The sequence below is a fragment of the Campylobacter iguaniorum genome (assembly GCF_000736415.1).
GTDB classification, from domain to species: domain Bacteria; phylum Campylobacterota; class Campylobacteria; order Campylobacterales; family Campylobacteraceae; genus Campylobacter; species Campylobacter iguaniorum.
Window position 1 is genome coordinate 567,717 of sequence record NZ_CP009043.1, and the last position, 17,668, is coordinate 585,384.

Here is a 17,668-nt window from a genome sequence, read left to right on the forward strand (position 1 = left end):
TCACTTCCTTGTTAAGGATAAATTATATTCTTGCAAAGAAATCAGTTTTACCAATTAAAACTAAAAAGACTTTTAACGATAATTATCTAACACAAACAGTGTTAAATAAGAGAATAACTAAACATTCTTTTATTTAACACTGCCCGTGGCTATACAGATGAGGAAACGCCTTGCTCCATCTCGAACCAAGAAGCTAAGCTCATCATGGCCGATGATACTCTCTCTTACTGGGATGTGGAAAAGTAGGTCGCTGCGGGCTTTGTGTTATTATTCACTTTATTTCAATCAAATCTTTTTACCAACCAATATTTTATTTATTTCAATAATACTTTTTATTTTTAGTTCTTTATTTATATAAATTAAATTCTATTGATTAGTTTAATGTTTTACCATTGATGTAGTGCATTATTATTAATCAAATGTTTATGTTGAATTTTATCTTTTATTGATTTAGAACCATTTATTTATCGATCAAAATCTTTAGCTTATTATCAATCAAATTTTTATATTAAATTATCTTTTTTATTAATTTAGTCTTATTACTTTTTAATTGAATTTTATGTATGAGTAAATGTTTAATGAATTTATTTCTTTTAATTAGTCAAATCTTTTTTATTTCAAATCGTTTCTTTATTAGTTAAAATCTTATTTTATTTATTAAGCTCTTATGATATGATAGTCTTATTTTAAATTTAATATTTTTTATTAATACAATGTCTTACTACTTTTTATTACTTATTAAATTTATCTAGATATTTAATGCTGCCTATTAGATTTTTTATGCTTGTTTGCAAATTTAATATTTTTATTACTATCTATATCAAGTTGTCTTATTTGCAAATATTATTAATTCAATCTTATTGATCAATATGTTTGATTTTATGTTTATGCTCTTATAATATTAGGCTATTTGTTTGGTATATATATGAAATGATAGGTTATTGGTGCTATTAATATTATTGATATTAATATGTATTTACATCTTAGTAGAATAAATTTAAGTTATTCTATTAATTTATCTTTTATTGATTTAATGGCGAGAAACTAAGTCAAGGTATAAGCCAAAATCCAGTAAGTAGATTTCAAACAATGTTAGCAAATCAAACTATAAGAACAATCACAAGATTGCTTCCTATAATAGGTCGCAAACCAGCCTTAATACATCATCTTAAACAAGCTGGACTAAAGGCAACTGACTATAATGGATTTATGCACCAGTTAAAGCTAACAGCAAATAACCAAACAGTAGAAAAAGGTATAAGAGCTGAATTAAACGCCTTTTTAAAATCAATTGAGAATGAACCAAATAATCCAAATGGTGGTGGAAGTCCTATAAAGGGCGATAATTTTGTAACTTATCCAAATAGCGCCAAACAAACAACTACAATAAACCAAAGCTTTAACGTTCAAGAATGGGTTAAAAATATGAGTGGCGTTCTAAGCGATGAATGGATAGCGAATTTAACTAAACTTGTAAATAAGCATCCTGAAATGTTTAAAAGTGAAGCTGATGTATTTAGAGTAATAAAAGAGATAAAAGATAACCCAACTCACTTTTTTAAAAATACAAATGATGAAATAACATTAATAGGTAAAAAGTTACAAAATGGTAAAGATGGGAATATCGGTGTAGTTAAAGATACTGGCGAGATAATACATACAAATAAAAATCGTAATGGAGATTTGCAAAGGCTTAAAAGAAAGCAAACAGAAATATATAATAGACAAGGTGTAGTAGCTGGGACGCCAGCTCCAGCAACCACTCAAAAGGTGGATGGCGAATTATTAACTACACCTAATGTTGACATTATACCACAATCAACCACAAAAGAGCAAATTTTACAAAGTGCTAAATCTAAAATAGCAAACAAAGAAGAGCTAAATTTGGAAGAGAAAAAAGCACTGATTGAAGATAAAAAAGCAAGAGTAAAGGTTGAGAAAGAAATCAAACAAAAGGTAGAGCAAGAAACAAAAAACACAAACATAAACGAAAAATCCGTAGATAACTTGCCAAAGTTAGCCAAAAATGAGCCAAACACACCAAATATAAGCACAAATTTAGCAGATGATGAGATACAAGCTATCACAGATCTATCATCTCAAATAGATGAGCTAAAAGCATTTAGAAAAAATGGCAAATATCCAAACGCTCAAACAAAAAAGCTAATGCACGATAAAAGTAATGAGCTAGGTAAAATGCTTGAATCAAGAATAAGCAGTGGCAAATCAATAAATCAGAAACTAGTTGAAGAGTATCAACCACAAATAGAACGTGCAAGAGAGGAAAGGTTTAATCAAAGTAACGCAGTTGTAGAGAGTGTAAAATTAGACAAAACAAACACAACAAAACTAACACAAGAAGAGCTAGGAATAAAGGCTAAACTTGATGCATTGCAAACTACATCAACACCAAAAAAATTAAGCGAAAATGAACTTCAAATTATTATGGGGCAGTTTGATAATTTAGATAATTTAAAAGAACATTTAGCCACAAAAGGTAACGCAGAGTTAAGAATAGATTTATTTAGATTAGTTGATGAGACATTAAAAGAACCAAGTTTTAAATATAGTCAAAAAGGCAGTGATAAATATTTTAAGAAATTTAATAACTCTAATGGCGACTATTTTTATATGCTAATCACTAAAAATAACGATAAAATATTTGTTTCTCATTTTACGCCTAGAAGTGAAAAATATGTTATAAATCAGTATAAGAATGCTGGTATTATTGACAACTTTCACCCAGCTGAGCAGAAGTCTATAAAAGATAAATTGCCAACTGCTGATAACATTATACCACAATTTGCTAAAGATTACAATCTTGACATGTTTAAGTGGGATAATGGTTTAAAACCAAAAAAGGCAGCGACCAAAGAAACAGTTGGTGAGATACAAAATATTCAAGCCAAATTTAAAGATTTAAGCCCCAAGCAAAAGGCAGAGATAAGAAAATATCTCATAGATAAGCCCTAAGATTTAGGGCTTTTAAAATTTAGGAAAAAAATTAGCTATAATATAAATAAACTACAAGGATTAAAATGGATAACACACAATTATTAAATGTAGCAAACCAAACATTAAGCACGGCAAATTTAACAGTAACTTATAGTGCGGTTTTAGTCGCTGTCTTAGCAGTAGTTGTATCAGTAGCCATAGTATGGATAAGTAATAAAAATATCAAAAAGGCTACGCAAGATACTATAAAAGAGTTATCAAATAGCCAGTTTTTACAAAAAGAGTTAATAAGCAATATGGCTAAAAATGATAATTTTTTAAATGAGCTTGTAAAAACAGCTGATTTAAAATCTCAAATTTTATCAGTTTTAAAAGAGATAGAGCAAAACAAACAAACCCAAAAGCAAAAAGAGCAACTAGATACAGCCGTCGATAATATCTTAAGCGAACAAGCAAACATCGGATCTATTAAAAAAAGCATATCAGAAAACAGAGCAAGAAGAGAGTATAATCAACGCAAGAAAAACGGCGATAAAATGCTTAAAACCATTGTGTAAAATCGCTAATCTTATCCACTTAGTGGCTACTAATCGAGCCTAGTTTTGGCTCGAACTAAAAACTAAATTAACACTCACTACTATAACAACTACTTAAATTACAAAAAATCCCTAGCTTTTTTCTAAATTTAAATAAAAAATATCAAAACTCCGTATTTTAGGTAGATTACGGAGTAGCTTATATGCAAAAATAGCCTAAATTTTATTAAAAGGATAAATAAATGGCTATTACAAGCACAGGGTTTGACAATACAGTCACAGATAAAAGAGTTGGGTTAAAATCATCTGTATATGATAAAATAATCCTAATTGGAGCTGAAGAAACTCCACTTATGACAATGCTACAAACTAGCCCAGTTAAAGCAACAGAACATAGCTGGATAATCGACAAACTAGCAGAGCCAAAGAAAAACGCTCAACTAGAAATAAGCGATTTCACAAATGGCAGTAAATCAACTAAACAAAAACGTACAAACTCAGTCCAAATATTTACAACAGATGTTATGGTATCTGAAACTATGCAAAACGTAGCAACTTATGGTGGTAAAGAGCTAGAATATGAAGTAGCTAAAAAAGCAAAAGAGCATAAAAAAGATATTGAATATGCACTTTTTGGCTTGGGTCGTGATAATGATGCTAAAAAAAGCGTATTAAAAGCTCCTACTCCAAGAGATGAAGCTACAGCTGGGGAGATAAGAAACATTCAAAGCGAGTTCAAAACACTAACTCTCATTACCAACAAGTGTTACCTTTCTTCTCATGGATTATATAATTATTACATCAAACAAGCTTATTAAGTTTAGTTTTAAAATATATGCTTATAATCAAGTAAAGTAAGTAAAAATGCTAAAAATAAAAACAATAAAGGATAAATATGCTTATTATAACATCTCGCATTCCTTCGGTAAATTTTAGTATAAAAAAGGGGCTTGCGAGACTTGTACAAGGCTATATATACAATCAGCTTTCGCCAGCTGAGCATGTGGGCTACAAGCATAGTAATGGCAAGGTGTTTAAGAGAGTAAATTTTGATTTTAATTTGGTGAATAATCAAATAAAAATTCGTTTTAGTTCTTGTGAGCCAAAATTAGAAGAAACTTTAGCAATGGCCATTTTAAAAGATGGGCTGGTGCTAGGTGAGATTCACTTGGTCGATACGCATATTGAATTTATTCATAATCTAACTAGTAAAAATCACGTGGTTATAAGTGGATTCGTAGCTTGCGCGATAACAAGTCTTTTGGGTTATAAAATTTACCTTGAACCGCAAGATTCTAGACATTTAGAAATGATGAAACTCAATGCTTTGCAAAGATATGAAACTTTGATGCAAAAGCCTTATGATGGCGAATTTGAGCTAAGCCTAAAATGGCAAAATCTAAACCGCCCAAGAGAGTTTTATTATAAAGGCGATATTCCGCTGAAAGCTTGGCTTGCCAAATGGGAGATAAAAGCTAAAGCTGATCTTATAAATTTATTACTTAGTGCTGGCGTTGGAAGCGGATGTATGAATTATGGATGTGGGTTTTTAGAAATAGAGCAAGAGTAATATTTGTATTTTAAAATAAATTTTAAATCCTATAAGGAAGCTCTTGCTCGTATATATTTTATCCAAAAAAATATAACAAATATTTTTTTAAACTTAAATATATAAAATATTTATTTGTATTTTATAATAATAACTTGACATATATTTTTTTATATGTTATACTACAAAAATAAAAAGGAGTTTTCTTGAGTGATATAGTTAAAATTTTTTCCCAGATCGGCTCCATATACGCAAATGATGCAATAAAGATAAAAAATAAGGCTTTTGAATATAAAGCCATAAAAGCATATTTGTTTGATATAGAAAATAAAAGTATAGAGCCAAATTTAAATTTAGATAAAGACGATCTAATAATATGTAGATTTGGGGTTGGAGCTAATTCTGGAAATCTATTTCCAAATATTTTATTTAAAACAAATGAACTTAAAAAAGATAGCAAAAAATTTATAAAATCCGTGTTGAAATCTACAGAAAATCTTTTATCTAAATTTAGTGACGAAGATATTAACAAAGATGACAAATTACTTTTGCTTAAAAGTGTAGATGAAGATTATTTTAATAACAAAATAGATGAAATATTAAATTTGCAAGAAGATAAAGATAAAAAAACGCCTACTTATTTCTGCCTTGCTTATAAAAATAAACCAATTTCAGCATATTACAAGCAAATTTTTATAGATCATATTTCTAGCAATGAAGAGACAAAAGAAAATGGATATGATATTTTAACGAATAAATTTGGTATAGGGGCTGATGCAAATTTGGCGTTTTGTTCATCCAACGAACTCCCGCCAAAAATGCAGTGGATAAAATCGCAACTTCTGCCACTCAACTCAAATAGTGCAAAGTTAGTTAAAATGGGTTATGAAGTTATGGATAAAAATTTATCATATAATTTTTATGGCTTAAAAATGGCTTTAATTCCAATAGTATTGTCTGATAATAGTGAATTCTTAAAAGAAATTTTAGAAATTTTAAAATCTACTCAAGCAGAAGTATCTAGCCAAACAAAAAAAGATCAAGTCATTGAAGGGATTAAAAAAACAGAATTTTTTATCCACAATGGTCTTGAAATATCTGCCGAGTCTCAGCAAGGTTTGCCAGTAATAAATACGATTTTGTTTTATGAAAAATCTAATGCTGCAGTAAATTTACATCTTAGCATTGATGATGTTTTGCCATCTTTTATAACTTATGTTGGCAAACAAATGAACGCATCAAGAATAAAGGCCTTTAGAGATAAAGACAGCGGAAATAAGGATAATTTTATCTATCTTCAAAAATTATTTAAAGATAAATTAGAAATTATGAGTGTTTTGCTTGCTAGAGTTAAATTGGATAAAGATGTTATTTTTAAAAAGATCGAACAGCTTATATATTATGGAACTGTCAATATGGACTACGCATATGCTATTGGTTGGGATAAATACTTCAATGAAAGACTTCCAGACAGAAGCATAGACGCTATTAAAAGATATATTGATTTATTTAATAATATTGAAACAACAAAAGAAAAAATAATCTTACAAAAGGAGATAAAATTGGAAGAAAAAATGGATAAAAAGCAAAAAATCGACTATCTCTTTGATAGTAGTGAATTTTTAAAAGAAAATAGCTCCTTAAAAAGTGCATATTTGATCGGAATGCTTAGTGCAAATTTGATAAATTGGCAATTTGGTGTAAATCAAAGCGGTAGCAGCTCGTATGCAAAATGGCTGAATAATTGCGGACAAATAAATAAAGATAGCCTTGATAGAATTTGGAAAAAGTCCGAAGAGACAGTGCGAAAATTATGCTCTATTAGCGGCCAGACAAATCCAATTTCTACAATCGCATATATCAATGATAAATTAATGCCTTTTTTGGCAGATTCTTTGGCTGATAAAAGTATAGTAAAAAGCTCTTATATTGCTTTAGCGTTTGCTATGGGTGGAAGCGATTTTAATAAATATATCAAAACTAAAAAAGAAGGGGAATAAAATGCTTAAAAAAGAGATACTTTTTTTGTGGGACGGGGAAAATTTCAATCCAAATGGCGACATGCTAAATAGTAATGCTCCTAGAATAGATGAAGAGACAAACATAGCAGAAGCAACAGATGTTCGTATAAAAAGAACTATAAGAGATGAGCTTATGAGGGAAAATGAAGATCAGATCTTTGTAAAAGAATATAGGAGAGATGAAAATATCTTGGATTGCAAGAATGCTATTCGCCAAAATATTGATATCAAAAAAAGTAAAAATGAGGTAATAGAACAAATTTTGACTAAATTTATAGATATTAGGGCATTTGGCGGTGTTTTACCTATTTCGGACAAAGAAGAGATGAAAAAAAATAAAGATATAAAAGTTGCTGGAGTTTCTTTTACTGGTCCTGTTCAGTTTCGTATGTCAAAGTCTTTGCATAAAGTCCAATTAAAGCATATAAAAGGCACAGGAGCATTTGCTAGTGGTGAAGATAAAGACGCTAAAACATTTAGAGAAGAGGATTTTTTGGCTTATGCATTTTTTGCGACCTATGGCATCATTGATAATCATAATGCAAATAAGACTAAATTTAGCGAAAATGACGCTGCTAAAATCATCAAAGCTCTTTGGAGTGGAACTAAAAATTTAACAACTCGTACAAAAATAGGGCAAATGCCAAGATTTATGCTTATCGTAAGTTATAAAGATGATACTTATGCCGGAGATTTAAACAATAGTGTTGAATTGATAATGAAAAAAGATGATGAAGCAATTAGAAATTTGAATGATTTTAGCATAAATTTTGACAGATTAAACGCAAAATTGAAAAGTTATTCTGATAATATAGAAAAAATAGAATACATCGCAGATAGCGAATTTGAAGCATTAAATAAAAATGCTATTGATGATAGTTGGATTAAGTTAAAGTCATGAATAGTGATATAATTGCATTTAAGCTAACAAGCGATTATGCACATTTTTCTCATCCGGCGACTATTTATTCCAGTCTTACCTATCCAGTGCCGCCAAAAACTGCTATTATGGGTTTTCTTGGGGCTATAATCGGGCTTAGTGAGTATTGGAAACTTGAAAATTTACTCTATAGTGTAAAGATAAATTCTCAAATTAGAAAAAAGATATTTATCTTTAATGGCATTAAATTTGCACTTGCAACAAATTTTAAACTTGAAGATGGATATCAAAATTCTAGTGAGAAAAAGCAGTTTTATAGAGAGCTTATTTGCAATCCTTCTTATACTATATTTTTAAATTTGCAAAATATAGATGATGAGTTTAAACGGCAAATAATCTTAAATTTAAAAGAGCACAAAACTGCCTTTACGCCGTATTTGGGTATAAACTTTTGTATAGCTGATTTTGAGTTTATAGAGGTAAAAAACTGCCAAAAGATTACGAGCGATACGCTAAAAGCATCAAGCTTTGTTTTGCAAGAAGATTTTATATTTGAACAAGATAATTATGAAGCTAGGCTCACATCTGTAAGAATGGCTTGCAATGTTGAAAAAGGCAGAATATTTAAAGACTTCAAAGATTTTGTTATCGAAATAAATGAAGGTAAAACATTAAATGCAAAAAATAGCGGAAATGCCTATAATATTGATAATGAGGTAGTTTGCTTTGTCTGATTTTTTATCTCATCCTGATAAACCTTATATCGATCATATAAAACGTATGGTTGATATAAGCGATTCTAAGCTCGAAAAAGAAGTCAAAGCTTTTCACGATGTAGCAAAGCTAAAATCTACATTTCAAAAATATATCCAAAATCTAGATGTTTTTGTTGAAAACAAAAATCACGCTTTGCTTTCAGCCTATATGTTTTTAGAAAATTGCGTTAATGACGAGTTAGATACGGTTTTTGGGTTTTTAGCTATTGTTTTGCATCACAAAGAGATTTGTGATTTAGATGACATTAATGATTATTTTTGTCTAAACGAAAAAGAGCTTAGCTTTGCTAATGAAGTTTTGCAAAATGCAAAAACATTAGACATATATCAAAATATTTCATTTTCTAAAGATGATTTGAGCAGTAAAACTAAAAACCTTGAACGTTTTTTGATGAATAGAAAATTTAGACATAAGTTTGATTATGATGATTTTGTAAATTTTAAAGGGCTGTTTTCAAATTTAATCTACAGTGATAAATATGAAGCTATTTTTAGTAGCGAAAAAATTAAGTCCAAAAATGTAGATATAGCACTACTAGAAAATTACATAGCAAACCTAAGTCCACACAAAAAACGAGATGAGTTTAGAAAATTTGTTTTAAATAATTTCGATGAAAATCACCGACTTTTTACTCTTACTGCGCCAACTGGATATGGTAAAACACTTACAGTGCTTAACTATGCACTTAAATTTAATAAAAGTAGAATCATTTTCACACTTCCATTTACCACGATTATAGATCAAACTTATGATATTATTAGTGAAATTTACAGCTCACAAAATAGTGTGTTTAAAATCCATCATAAAACAACTATAAATGAAAATGTAGATGAAGATAGATATTCTGAGATAAAATTTCTTATGAATTCATTTAGCGCAGATATTAATGTTACTACCTTATATCAGCTGATATTTGCGATGTTTGGCAATTCAAACAAAGACAATGTCAAATTTAATCAGCTTAAAAATAGTGTGATTATCATTGATGAAGCCCAAGCCATACCATATACGCTCCGCAAGGATTTTATAAAACTTTGTGAGATAATTTCACAAAGATTTGATAGTGTTTTTATATTTATGTCCGCGACTATGCCTATTATAAGTGGTGGTAAATTCAAAGAAATATCAAATTTGGACTATTTCAAAGATCAAAAACGATACGATATTTGCTGGCTAGAGCTAGAAAATGAGGCGGCTTTGTATGAAAGCATTTCTAAATCAGCTATGAAAAATCACACTTTAGTTGTTGTAAATACCGTCGAAAAAGCTCAAGAATTATTCTATAAGTTCAAAAGTGATTTTAAAACATACTCTCTAACAAGCTATATGAGCGATGAACATAAACAAAAAACAATATCTTGTATCCAAAATAAATTAACCAAAAACGATGAGAAAATTTTGCTTATCTCGACTCAATCTATAGAAGCTGGTGTTGATGTGAGCTTTGAAGTCGGCTTTAGGGAGGTCGCACCAATAAGCTCTATAATCCAAACAGCGGGCAGGATAAATAGACACTTTGGTGATAAAAAAGGGAAGTTATATGTCTTTGATGACATAAGCGGACACACAGATGACATTTATGGCGATTTAAAGATGATAAGCGATCCTATTATCTCCGATATGCTAAAAAAGAGTGATATTTGCGAAAGTGAAGTTCTGGAGTTTTCAAATGCTTATTTTGAGAAAATTTATACCAATTTAGAATCTTATATTTTGGAAAAAGATATGCAAAATTTAAAGTTTGCATCTACAAATAAGAAAATTAGCGAGATAATGAATGTAGAAAATGGTAAAACGATGCTTGTTATCGAGCCTTATGATGGTTTTGTGGATGGGCTTAAAACTAAGTTTTCTGAGATAAAAAATCAAAAAACTGATAAATTTAATCAGATGAATAAAATAGACAAACTTATCATCAAAGAACTAATAAAACATAGCATAAATATATCTAAAAGCGATCAAGAAAAGATAAAATCAATAAATTTAAAAGATGTTAATTTTATTCATGATGTTAAGTTTTTACCATTTAACGCTCGCGAGTATAATGATGAAGTTGGGTTTAACAAACTCTTTATAGATGAGATTTTTAGTTGATAAATATGTTTAACCAAGATCAAGTTTCTGGGACGTTGGTAAATTATTTTACTACTTGCAAGCGTGAAGCATGGCTTTATGCTCATCAAATTCACGCTAGGCAAGATGATGAAAATATACTTATGGGAAAAGCACTAGCCAGTATTAAAGAGCCAAATCTGCAAGATTTTCCATTTTCAAATCTCAAATTTGATAAACTCTCAAAGCTAAAAGGCCACTATCAAATCACCGAATACAAAAAGACGCTCAAAAACAAAGAGGCCGCCATAAATCAACTACTTTTTTATATGTATATTTTAAAAACAAATTTAAAACTAAAGCTTATTAGCGGGAAAGTGATTTGCGGTAAAACTGTGCTTAGTGTAGAAGGAAATGATGAAAACTTTGTCAAAATGAAATTAACGATAGAAGATATTGTGAGTTTGGTAAATGAGCCAAAAGCTCCACCGCCAGTCGCAAAGAAAATTTGTAAAAATTGTGCATACAATGACTATTGTTTTTGATAAGCATTATAAGGAAAAAGATGTTTGTGATACTTTTTTATGATATACAAAATGCTAAAGAAAAAGAGAAAAATAATGCTAGAAAAGTTCAAAAATTAGTGGAAAAATATCTTGCGCGCGTGCAATTTTCTGTATTTGAAGGAGAGATTAGAAAGAGCGATCTCAAGCTGCTTACTGATAAGTTGAAAAAGGCTTGCGTGCAAGAGTTTGATTCTATTATCATCTACTCTTTTGAAAACCAAAAATACTCATATCGCACAGTTATAGGGGTGGATAAAAATGAATCACTTTTTAGCTAAAGGATAAATTTTGAAAAACGATAGAACGCATTTTATTTTAAATAATGGCTTGTTGCGTCGCAAAGATGATAACTTATATTTTGATAAATTTGATAATGATGAGCAAATTTGCGATACCAAAATTATCCCTATAAATGCAATCGATGAGATATATTTGCTTACAAAAGTTAGTATTGATAGTTATACTTTGGCATTTTTGGCTGATCAAAATATATTGCTTCATTTTTTTGGCCCTTTTGGGAGTTTTCGTGGAAATTTTTATCCAAATACACCAAATTCAGTCAATAAAAGTGGTTTTGTTTTATTAGAACAGCTTAGAAGTTTTGATGACGTAACAAAACGAACTTATATAGCAAAGCAAATTACGGTAGCTAGAATGCAAAATGCGGCTAAAAATTGTCATAAATATGGTATTGATTTTGATGAAAAACCGTTTTTAAATGCACTTGAAAAAGCAAATAATAATCTTGAAATTATGGCTTGTGAAGGCGGTTTTGCTAAAGCGTATTTTGAGTGCTGGAATAAAATCATCAAAGATAATAAAAGTTTTAAATTTACCATTCGCTCAAAGCGTCCGCCACTAGATAAGATAAATGCTTTTATAAGTTATGTAAATACGCGGATTTATAATGTTTGCTTAAGTGAGATTTATAAAACAGAGCTTGACCCAAGGATTTCGTTTTTGCATGAGCCAAATTATAGAGCTCTTAGTTTGCATCTAGATCTTGCAGAGATTTTTAAGCCTATTATTGGTGATAATTTGATATTTTCAATGCTAAACAAAAAAGAGATTACGGCTAAGGATTTTGCGAGCGATGCTGGGCGTTTGCGTTTTACGAATGAAGCGATAAAAAAGATTGAAATGCAGATGATAGATAGGCTATCTCGTACTTATAAGATCGGCGAACAAACGTTTACAATGAGACAGGTTATCAGAAAAGAAGCAAATAAAATTAAAAGATGTATTTGTGAAAATTCACCATACGAAGGGTTCGTGCTTGCTTGAATTCATATATAGATATTAATAAAGCTATTTTTAAGAAATATTGAATCATGGCATTTTTATGGTATTTTGCGACGTGCTGTTGTTTGTAAATTTGTGGTTAAACTTATTTAAAATAGAATAATAACCTTGCATAAGTGCTAGATGTCTATAGCTGGAATGTTTGATTGCTGTGCAAATTTATTCTTGCAATGAATGAGTTAAAGCACTGTATTTTATTAATTTTTTTGAGCCAAGCAATATAAAAGCTAGTCATTTGTATAATTCAAAGCACGCTTTTGTTTTGGATATGCTAAATTCATCCAAAATACAATAATTAGGAATAAATATGCAAATACGAGTTTATTATGAAGATACGGACGCTGGTGGGATAGTTTATCACGCCAACTATATCAAATTTTGCGAGCGCGCTAGAAGTGAGTTTTGTTTTAATGCGGGGGTTAAATTTAGTAGTGACTATCATTTTGTGGTTACAAAAATAGTCGCAAACTACATCAAGTCAGCAGTTTTAGGTGATATTTTGGAGGTCAAGACTAGCGTTAGCAGAATCGCAAAAGCAAGTATGGTTTTAGACCAGAGTATTTATAGAGTGTCAAATTTGGATGGCGCCAAGCAAAATGAGCTGCTTTTCACAGCTCAAGTTACAGTCGCTTTTATGCTTCATGGCAAGGTCGGCAGACTTGATTCTAAGCTAGTAGAGCTATTTTCATCTATATAAAAGCCAAATTTGTTTGCTCTCATGATTTTTGTATCATAAATGACTTGATTATTCTCTACTTTGTCACTTAGAAGTGGCGTAGCTTCTTGATTTATGAAGTTGGTATATAGATAATCAAACCCAAAAGTAGTCGAGTACGCAACCCAGTCATAAGTGATATTTTGTCCCATTATTTCGTTGTTTGCAGTGATTTCATCATCGATTTGAGAGATTGAGTTTGCTATATACATATTTTTTCTATCAAGTGGTTGAGTTAGGCTAAGAAGGGCGTTGTTGTAGTTTATTTGTGTGGATAAAACTGCGTTTGGATTTAGATCAAACACCCTAAATTGCGAGCTTAAAAGGGCTGTTTTGATGAGCGGAGTGTTTAAAAATATTGATGCGTTTTTGAGTCTTGAGTTGTTATCAAGCATACCTTTTAAATTTAGTTTATTCCCACTAATTTCTCTTATATAGGTGTCTGGAGAGTTTTGTAAAACATAGCTATTTAGCATACTTCCAAGGCGACTTCCATCGTAAAATGCTGCTATTTTGTGGTTTGAACGTTCTAAGAGCTTTTGTATTTGCTCGTTATAATCAATTCCACCGTATATTAAATTTGAGTTTTTATACGGGCTTGAGTTTATGTTTATGGTCGGTATGTAAAATAGTAAATCTGAGTATTTTGGGTCTGATATGACGCTTAGCGATGTGTTTGTGACTGGTGCTATGACAAATTTAAACCCTTCGTTTTTGATGCTTATCATAGCGGAATTTAGGTTCGCGCTAGACTCATCTTCTGTGAGAAAAAATTTGATATTGCTGTTTAAAGAGCGTCTTATAGAGTATGAAAATAGGGCATTTGTCACGATCAAAGAGTAGCTTTTGATGACTTTTTGAGGGACCAAAACAGCTATTTTGACATCCGAGCCTGCAGTTGCTATCCTAGAAGTTGGCACGATATCTTGACTAAGCAAGGCATAAGCAGATTCAAGCCCAGTATTTGCGTATTTTGGTTCATATCTAGTAAGAAAACTTATGAAATACTCTTTTTCTAAAAGCTCTTCAAGGCAAGCCGTGTCGCAAATCTCTGGTTCTAAATTTATATAAAATATCTTTGCTGGCGGGATTGGTGAGAGAATTTGGTTATTAGCAAAAAGCATTAATGAGCTTAGCATCAGTGCTATAATTTTTTTCATGCATATCCTTTTAATTTTTCTAAATCATTGTTGAAATTTGGCAGCAAGCTTGGATTTTTAGCCACAAACTCCAAAGAGTAAGTCGGCAAAAGCAAGGCATTTTTAAATTTAAAAATCCCACCACGTACGCTGTCAAATGCGCAGTTTTTTTCATTTGTGATATTTAAAAAAACATCTTCGCCAAGAGCCAAAATCACTTTTGGGTTTACTAGTCTTAGCTCTTCTCCAAAGTAATATTGACATTGCCTAAATCCTAAACTCATATATGTCAAATTTGAAGAAGGCTTGCATTTTAGCAAATAAGTAAAATAAATATTCTCATTTTTTATACCTATTTGCTCAAGTTTTTGCCTAAAATCTTCATCTAAATTTGCATATCCAGCTTTATCGTCGTTTGAATCTGGATGGCTAGAAACTATCATCAAATTTGGCTGCTTGCTTCCACTGCCAACGACTGATTTAGTTCTAGTTTTGCAAAGCTGGCAAAGATTGCAACTTCCAATATCTTGATTTAAGCTCTCAAAGCTCAAAACTCCATTCTCACTTTGTGAAAAAAAACTATCAATATCGACAAATTTATATCCAATTGCCTTGTAAAAATGCAACTTATATAAAATATTACTCACTGCATACTACCTAAAAGCTAGTTAAATAAATATAAATTTATAGGTTTGCTAAATTTGATAAAGCGTCACCATCTACTCTTAGGCTGACCCACTCATCAAGCGTTTTTGCGCCGATTTTTTTGTAAAATGCAAGGCTTGGTTCATTCCAGTTTAGGCACGCCCACTCAAGTCTGCCGAGATTTTCATCTATACATTTTTGGGCTAGCAGTTTTAAGATTTTTTTACCAATTCCTTGATTTCTAAACCCTTTTTGGATGTATAAATCTTCAAGATAGATCCCACCACGTCCCAAAAACGTAGAAAATGAGTAAAAATATATAGCATATCCTATGATTTTTTCATTAGTTTCGCAGACTAAAATATTTGCATATTTTTTTTCAAAGATTGATTTTTGGAATTCTTCTTGGCTAAAGGTGATTTGATCTTCTAAATTTTCGTAAATTGCGAGTTCTTTTATCAAAGATAAGATAGCTGGCAAGTCGTTTGAGCTTGCATTTCGTATATTAAACAATTTGTAGCCTTTATTTTAATTAAAGGCTACATTATACATTATATTAATTAATGTAAGTAAATTTAGCCAAGTCTTTCACCGTGGCAGACTATATCTAAGCCCTCTCTTTCCTCATCTTTACTTACTCTTAGACCTATTGTTTTATCTATGATTTTAAGAATTACAAAACTCACAACCCCACTATATACTATTGTTATCAAAACTCCTATGATTTGAGCTGACATACTAGCCTCAGCCCCGCTTATGGCCTTGTCACAAAATACTCCAGTCAAAATAGCTCCGACTATTCCGCCGATCCCGTGTATGCCAAATGCGTCCAAACTATCATCATAGTTAAGTTTTCTTTTAATAACTGTTACGAAATAATAACAAACAATTGCAGTTAGTATTCCTATTATTAAAGCGCCGCTTGGATTTACAAATCCAGCTGCTGGAGTGATTCCTACTAGCCCACACACAGCACCACTGGCAAATCCAAGAGCCGACGGTTTGCTTTTATAAATTATTTCAAAAACCATCCATGACAAGGCTCCAGCTGCTGTGGCTATTTGGGTTGTAAGCATAGCCATTCCGGCTCTTGCGTCTGCTGCGACTGCGCTTCCAGCGTTAAATCCAAACCAGCCAAACCATAAAAAAGCAACGCCAACTAAAGTCAGAACTAAGTTATGTGGTGTCATCGCCTCTTTTTTGTAGCCAACTCTTGGTTTTAACATGATAGCACCAACTAGCCCAGCGATTCCTGCGTTTATATGCACTACTGTTCCGCCTGCATAATCAAGTACGCCGTGATTTGCAAGCCAGCCGCTTCCTTCCCAGACCCAGTGTGCAGTAGGAGCATATACTGCTAAAATCCATATCGCTATAAATGCCACCAATGCTGAAAATTTCATTCTTTCTGCAAAAGCTCCAGTTATTATGGCGCTCGAAATTATCGCAAATGTCATTTGAAATACAATAAATACAGACTCTGGAATAGAGCTTGCATTTGGATGTACGCTTAAAGTGCTATCATTTGTAACAACGCTTAATCCATTTAAAAATAGTCTTTCTAAGCCCCCTATAAATGGACTACCTGGTGTAAAGGCTACGCTGTAGCCCACAATAACCCAAAGTATACTAACTATCGCAACTATTATATAGCTTTGCATCATTGTTGCAAGTATATTTTTCTTTCTTATCATACCTGCGTAAAACAGTGCGATGCCAGGAAGAGTCATGAAAAGAACCAAAGCAGCACTTATAAGTATCCAAGATGTGTTGCCTGTATCGATTTTATCAAAGCTACTCATCCAGTCTAAAGCAAAAGCTGGGACGCCAAATAAACTTAAAAGTAGATATTTTTTCACTGTTTTCTCCTATAATGCTTTCTCGCCGCGTTCGTTTGTGCGTATTCTTATAACCTCTTCAAGATTTTTTATAAATATCTTTCCATCGCCAGTTTGACCTGTTTTAGCAGCTTCTATGATTGAGTCTACGACTTTTTGGACGTCGCAGTCATTTACTGCTATTTCAACCTTAAGTTTTGGTATATAGTCTATGAGATATTCATTTCCTCTGTAGTTTTCTATATGTCCTTTTTGTTTTCCATATCCTTTTATCTCTGTTATGCTGATACCAGATATGCCTATTTTGTCTAGATTACTCCTAACATCCTCTAGCTTATGAGGACGTATGATTGCTGTTATAAGCTTCATTTTACCACCTTTCTAAAATTAATTTATGAAATTGTAGTAAAAATTATATAAAAGAAAACTTAAATTAAAAAAAATAGATAGATAATTAAAAATTAAGTTTAAAACCAAGAAAATAAAACTTAAAAGGTTTTTTAAGTATATTTCTGATAAAATCCAAAACTTAATTTATAAAAGAAGGAAAGTTATGAAAAGAACTTATCAACCACATAAAACTCCTAAAAAGAGAACACACGGTTTTCGTGAGAGAATGAAAACTAAAAATGGTAGAAAAGTGTTAAATGCTAGACGTGCTAAAGGCAGAAAAAGACTAGCTGCGTAATAAGT

18 protein-coding genes and 1 rRNA gene are annotated in these 17,668 nt (G+C 31.1%); 14 read left to right on the plus strand and 5 right to left on the minus strand.

Translation table 11 applies throughout. The annotated features are described in order from the left end of the window. The first annotated feature begins 141 nt into the window (after positions 1 to 141). From rrf to CIG1485E_RS02980, 13 genes are all read left to right on the plus strand, one after another. Positions 142 to 259 (plus strand): 5S ribosomal RNA (gene rrf, locus CIG1485E_RS02920). An 830-nt stretch (positions 260 to 1,089) separates the two neighbouring features. Further along, positions 1,090 to 2,973, plus strand: coding sequence for a hypothetical protein (locus CIG1485E_RS02925; protein ID WP_038453536.1), 1,884 nt, complete (start codon positions 1,090 to 1,092; stop codon positions 2,971 to 2,973). Positions 2,974 to 3,038: 65 nt separating this feature from the next. Next, entirely contained in the window at positions 3,039 to 3,512 is a 474-nt protein-coding gene (locus CIG1485E_RS02930) for a hypothetical protein (protein ID WP_038453538.1), read from the plus strand. Positions 3,513 to 3,733: 221 nt separating this feature from the next. Next, positions 3,734 to 4,309 (plus strand): SU10 major capsid protein, encoded by a 576-nt coding sequence (locus CIG1485E_RS02935; protein ID WP_051870906.1) that lies wholly within the window; start codon positions 3,734 to 3,736, stop codon positions 4,307 to 4,309. Positions 4,310 to 4,386: 77 nt separating this feature from the next. After that, positions 4,387 to 5,061: a CRISPR-associated endoribonuclease Cas6 gene (locus CIG1485E_RS02940; RefSeq protein ID WP_038453541.1), complete on the plus strand. Its 675-nt coding sequence runs from the start codon at positions 4,387 to 4,389 to the stop codon at positions 5,059 to 5,061. Positions 5,062 to 5,246: 185 nt separating this feature from the next. Further along, a complete protein-coding gene (locus CIG1485E_RS02945; RefSeq protein WP_038453544.1) occupies positions 5,247 to 7,040 on the plus strand; it encodes a TM1802 family CRISPR-associated protein in 1,794 nt (597 codons plus the stop codon). Between the two features lies 1 nt (position 7,041). Next, positions 7,042 to 7,962 carry a type I-B CRISPR-associated protein Cas7/Csh2 gene (gene cas7b, locus CIG1485E_RS02950; RefSeq protein WP_038453547.1) on the plus strand — a complete coding sequence of 307 codons (921 nt, stop codon included), beginning with the start codon at positions 7,042 to 7,044 and terminating at the stop codon, positions 7,960 to 7,962. After that, the gene (gene cas5, locus CIG1485E_RS02955; protein ID WP_038453549.1) at positions 7,959 to 8,675 is read left to right on the plus strand and encodes a CRISPR-associated protein Cas5; all 717 of its coding nucleotides are present in this window, start codon (positions 7,959 to 7,961) and stop codon (positions 8,673 to 8,675) included. The genes cas7b and cas5 overlap by 4 nt, the downstream gene beginning before the upstream one ends. Then, positions 8,668 to 10,812, plus strand: coding sequence for a CRISPR-associated helicase Cas3' (gene cas3, locus CIG1485E_RS02960; protein WP_038453553.1), 2,145 nt, complete (start codon positions 8,668 to 8,670; stop codon positions 10,810 to 10,812). Before cas5 ends, cas3 begins: the two co-directional genes overlap by 8 nt. Positions 10,813 to 10,817: 5 nt before the next feature. Further along, positions 10,818 to 11,315 carry a Dna2/Cas4 domain-containing protein gene (locus tag CIG1485E_RS02965; protein ID WP_038455539.1) on the plus strand — a complete coding sequence of 166 codons (498 nt, stop codon included), beginning with the start codon at positions 10,818 to 10,820 and terminating at the stop codon, positions 11,313 to 11,315. Between the two features lie 20 nt (positions 11,316 to 11,335). After that, positions 11,336 to 11,614: a CRISPR-associated endonuclease Cas2 gene (gene cas2 / locus CIG1485E_RS02970; RefSeq protein WP_038453556.1), complete on the plus strand. Its 279-nt coding sequence runs from the start codon at positions 11,336 to 11,338 to the stop codon at positions 11,612 to 11,614. Between the two features lie 7 nt (positions 11,615 to 11,621). After that, a complete protein-coding gene (cas1, locus tag CIG1485E_RS02975; RefSeq protein WP_200876044.1) occupies positions 11,622 to 12,620 on the plus strand; it encodes a CRISPR-associated endonuclease Cas1 in 999 nt (332 codons plus the stop codon). Positions 12,621 to 12,945: 325 nt separating this feature from the next. Next, the gene (locus tag CIG1485E_RS02980) at positions 12,946 to 13,335 is read left to right on the plus strand and encodes a YbgC/FadM family acyl-CoA thioesterase (RefSeq protein ID WP_038453562.1); all 390 of its coding nucleotides are present in this window, start codon (positions 12,946 to 12,948) and stop codon (positions 13,333 to 13,335) included. On the opposite strand, the gene CIG1485E_RS02985 is transcribed toward CIG1485E_RS02980, so the two are convergent. The 5 genes from CIG1485E_RS02985 to CIG1485E_RS03005 form a co-directional block, all read right to left on the minus strand. Next, complete coding sequence (locus CIG1485E_RS02985; protein WP_038453564.1) at positions 13,278 to 14,513, minus strand: hypothetical protein; 1,236 nt, start codon at positions 14,511 to 14,513, stop codon at positions 13,278 to 13,280. The genes CIG1485E_RS02980 and CIG1485E_RS02985 overlap by 58 nt on opposite strands. Next, positions 14,510 to 15,139: a uracil-DNA glycosylase family protein gene (locus CIG1485E_RS02990; RefSeq protein WP_038453567.1), complete on the minus strand. Its 630-nt coding sequence runs from the start codon at positions 15,137 to 15,139 to the stop codon at positions 14,510 to 14,512. Before CIG1485E_RS02990 ends, CIG1485E_RS02985 begins: the two co-directional genes overlap by 4 nt. Positions 15,140 to 15,176: 37 nt before the next feature. After that, the gene (locus tag CIG1485E_RS02995; protein WP_038453569.1) at positions 15,177 to 15,650 is read right to left on the minus strand and encodes a GNAT family N-acetyltransferase; all 474 of its coding nucleotides are present in this window, start codon (positions 15,648 to 15,650) and stop codon (positions 15,177 to 15,179) included. A 62-nt stretch (positions 15,651 to 15,712) separates the two neighbouring features. Next, positions 15,713 to 16,996 (minus strand): ammonium transporter, encoded by a 1,284-nt coding sequence (locus CIG1485E_RS03000; protein WP_038453572.1) that lies wholly within the window; start codon positions 16,994 to 16,996, stop codon positions 15,713 to 15,715. 9 nt (positions 16,997 to 17,005) lie between these two features. Beyond that, positions 17,006 to 17,344 carry a P-II family nitrogen regulator gene (locus CIG1485E_RS03005; protein ID WP_038453575.1) on the minus strand — a complete coding sequence of 113 codons (339 nt, stop codon included), beginning with the start codon at positions 17,342 to 17,344 and terminating at the stop codon, positions 17,006 to 17,008. 184 nt (positions 17,345 to 17,528) lie between these two features. On the opposite strand from CIG1485E_RS03005, the gene rpmH reads away from it, so the two are divergent. Beyond that, positions 17,529 to 17,663, plus strand: coding sequence for a 50S ribosomal protein L34 (gene rpmH, locus CIG1485E_RS03010; RefSeq protein WP_038453578.1), 135 nt, complete (start codon positions 17,529 to 17,531; stop codon positions 17,661 to 17,663). Positions 17,664 to 17,668 lie beyond the last annotated feature (5 nt).